This window comes from Spiroplasma endosymbiont of Megaselia nigra (assembly GCF_003987485.1).
GTDB lineage: Bacteria > Bacillota_I > Bacilli_A > Mycoplasmatales > Mycoplasmataceae > Spiroplasma.
Genome location: NZ_RCOO01000130.1, coordinates 1 through 3,269, shown reverse-complemented (window position 1 = coordinate 3,269; position 3,269 = coordinate 1). Strand labels below are relative to the sequence as shown.

The window sequence follows — 3,269 nt, the reverse complement described above, 5'->3', positions numbered from 1 at the left end:
GCGATGTTTGTTCAATTTCTTTTACTGTATTTTTTCGAAATTCTGCAGTATATGTTTTAAATTTTTGTTCTTTTCCTGCCATTAAAAAATGCACCTCCTCTAAAAGTTTAGTAAAGTTCTTTTTTAATTTTACTTACTTTTTGGGGTGCAGTCTTAAGTTAATCTTTTTTATTTAATATGATAATTTATAATAAAAATTATTTTGATTTTAAATTTTAATTTATTGCAGTTTATATTACAGTTTCCATACTAATAAAAAAATTTGCTAATTATAAATAGTTTTTCATAAATTAATAGTATAATTTAAATACCTTAAAGCACAAAATAATTTATTTTAATCAAAAACAGCAATCATTAGAAGGTTATAAGATATGGCCAAACAAAAGTTAACTAAATGGTATTATAACAATTTAAAGGTTAATAATTGAAATTTATATGTTGCTGTTTCTGAACAAGGTGTAACTTTTATTGGTTCTAATAACAAGGGGTTTAATGAATTAGAATCTTGGTTGAAGAAAAAGGGACCAAATATTTTATTAATTGCTGATCAATAAGGAAAAACGAACCTTGTTATGGAGCAATTAACGGAATATTTAATGGGAAAACGAACATTTTTTACTTTAGCGTTTGATTTCACTGGTACTTTGTTTCAAAAAAAGATTTGAGCAGAAGTTGCTAAAATACCATATGGAACAACAACTTGTTATGCTGATATTGCACAAAAAATTGGACATCCGCAAGCAATGCGAGCTGTGGGGACAGCAATTGGCAATAATGCCATCACAATTCTTGTTCCCTGTCATCGTGTTTTAGGCAAAAATAATGCTTTATGTGGCTATCGTGGTTGGTTAGAAATGAAAGCATCGTTATTACAATTAGAAAATATTTGATAATTAGTATTTGTTATTTTAAATTTATGCTTTGTTAAAAGTATTTTTTATTACAATTAATTTTATTTTTAATTAGTATGTTGATTATCAACAATAAATTTTTAATATATTAAAAGGAGAAAAAATTATGGGAAATTTTCATACAATAGCAAGTAGTTTATTAGTGTTTGGAACTATTAATATGACATTTGTACCTACTTCTAGTTTTATTAATCAAAGGGGATATATTACAGAACTATCACCAACAGCAGTTTCATCACTTGACAAAGATGATTTTATTTATTCAGGCTATTTATTACAGTATTTTATTTATAAGTCTTCCAATATTGACCAAAACAAAACAGTAAAAATGATGGAAAACAATATTGTTGCTAATAAAGATATAATTTATAATACTAAAACTAATATTGATAATGTGATAATCGATACGAAAGAATTATTTGAAATTTCATTAATGGCCTCGATTATTAATACTAGTATTTATGGAATGAAAACTTGGAAAGAATTTTTTGCCGAAGCATATTCAAAATGAATGACAATGCCAAACGAAATGAAAAATAAAAGCTGAGAGATTTTAAATAATTTTTTTATTGATATTTATACTCCGCTTCAAAAAAAGAATTTTGGTTCCCGAATTACTTCTTTACAAAAACAACGTGCTAAAATTGATCAGTATGCTGCAAAGTCAAATATTAGTTATAATACTAATTTAACAACTAAACCAATTGATGCAGTTGATTTAAAATATTTTTTGCCATCTTTTGAACTTGGTTTACAACAATTAATTCCCAAAAATAGGAAATTATGAGAACAGAATTATACTTTTAATGCTCTTAAAACAAGTTTAATTATGTGGCAGTCAAGTGGAATGAAAGATATTAAAACTGATAATGTTAGTTTTGACGGAAATATTCTACAAAATAGCATTATTAATGATGGTAAGCAGGATTTAACAACGGAATTAAAAAATATGATGAATGATTCATATACGCGAGCATCACAATCAGCGATTATAAAATTTGAAAATTTTATGAATAATAGTAAACATCAATATTATTCATCATTTGATAAGTTAGATGAAGATTTAAAAAAGATAACAGAATATGAAAATAATTATTATCATGAAAAAGGGAGCACTATTTTCTTAAAAGATAGCGTGCAAGCAATGCAAAAATATTATCAATGAACTGATGAACTGATGGAGTTTCTTAAAGAACAAATTTTAAATTTATTTAATATGACTTATGCAATAACTGGTGACAATTTTAAATATTTTTTAACTGGATTTTTATTTTCTCCTGATGCACCATTGTTAGAAAAAGGTAGACAAACAGCAGCTTATACAAATTATTATTTTCAATCATTACCAGGGTCAAATCGTTTTATTTCAACTAGATGGGCTTATATCGTTATTTCTGCAAAAAAATTTGATAATGTTTTTCAGGGAAAAACTATTTCTGAATATTTAATTGGATGATGAAGCTCACCAAATGTTTTTTATACTTTGAACCATGAGATGGGGCATGCTGTTGATGCTTACTATGGAATGATTAAAGAAACACGAAATGTTGCACCAAAATATTTTAAGAATATTGTAAATAGTTTAGGAATTAAAGGACAATATATGGGTAACATTTTTGGCTATGATGATATTGCAAGTTATAATCAAAAGGTTAACATTATTAAAATTTTTTTAATTATTATGTTTGGTACTTTTTGCACAAGTATTATTATTGCCTTTGTTTGAGGTACTAGTCGTAATATTAGACCTCAAAAGAAATAGAAATGGTAAAAATGCAACAATATTGCATTTTTTATTTAAAAATAAAGGAGGAAAAAAATTAGTAGTAAAAAACAAATGACAAAATTTGGATTTATTGTTTCATCATTAGGTGCAGCAATTGGATTAGGGGTAATTTGAGGATTACCTGGTTATATTAATAAATATGGTGGATTTTATTTTTTCTTAATATATATTTTTGAATTATTAATTGTGGGAATTCCACTATTAATTTTTGAATTTAACTTAGGAAATCTTCGACGGGCATCGTGTACGATGAAGCTCCAAAAAACAACTCTTGTTAAATAAAAAGGGTTGTTTTTTTATTTTTAAACCCATAATTATTAATTGATTCAGAGAAAGGACAGCATCTTAAATTCTTAAAATAGAAACTTTTTATCACAACTTTTTTTATTAACTTCAAGTTGTGTTACATATATTTATTAAATATCTTAGGAATTTTTACAAAGTATACCTGTTTTTCTCCCCTTAAGGTGTTGTCCTTTCTCTGTTTCAATTAATTAATTTGGCTAATAAATAAAAAAATAATATCAAAGAAAGGAATGGTAATGAAAATTAATAAGCAACAACAAATTTGC

4 protein-coding genes are annotated in these 3,269 nt (G+C 25.6%); all 4 read left to right on the top strand.

Features of this window, described 5'->3' with window-relative positions:
- The first annotated feature begins 371 nt into the window (after window positions 1-371).
- The 4 genes from D9R21_RS08445 to D9R21_RS05225 all read left to right on the top strand — a co-directional run bounded on the left by D9R21_RS08445 (window position 372) and on the right by D9R21_RS05225 (window position 2,979).
- A complete protein-coding gene (locus D9R21_RS08445; protein ID WP_241568792.1) occupies window positions 372-554 on the top strand; it encodes a hypothetical protein in 183 nt (60 codons plus the stop codon).
- Between the two features lie 18 nt (window positions 555-572).
- Window positions 573-893, top strand: coding sequence for a methylated-DNA--[protein]-cysteine S-methyltransferase (locus D9R21_RS08440; RefSeq protein ID WP_241568791.1), 321 nt, complete (start codon window positions 573-575; stop codon window positions 891-893).
- A gap of 124 nt (window positions 894-1,017) precedes the next feature.
- Complete coding sequence (locus D9R21_RS05230; RefSeq protein WP_126821380.1) at window positions 1,018-2,673, top strand: hypothetical protein; 1,656 nt, start codon at window positions 1,018-1,020, stop codon at window positions 2,671-2,673.
- A gap of 75 nt (window positions 2,674-2,748) precedes the next feature.
- Window positions 2,749-2,979, top strand: coding sequence for a hypothetical protein (locus D9R21_RS05225; RefSeq protein WP_241568790.1), 231 nt, complete (start codon window positions 2,749-2,751; stop codon window positions 2,977-2,979).
- Window positions 2,980-3,269: the final 290 nt, after the last annotated feature.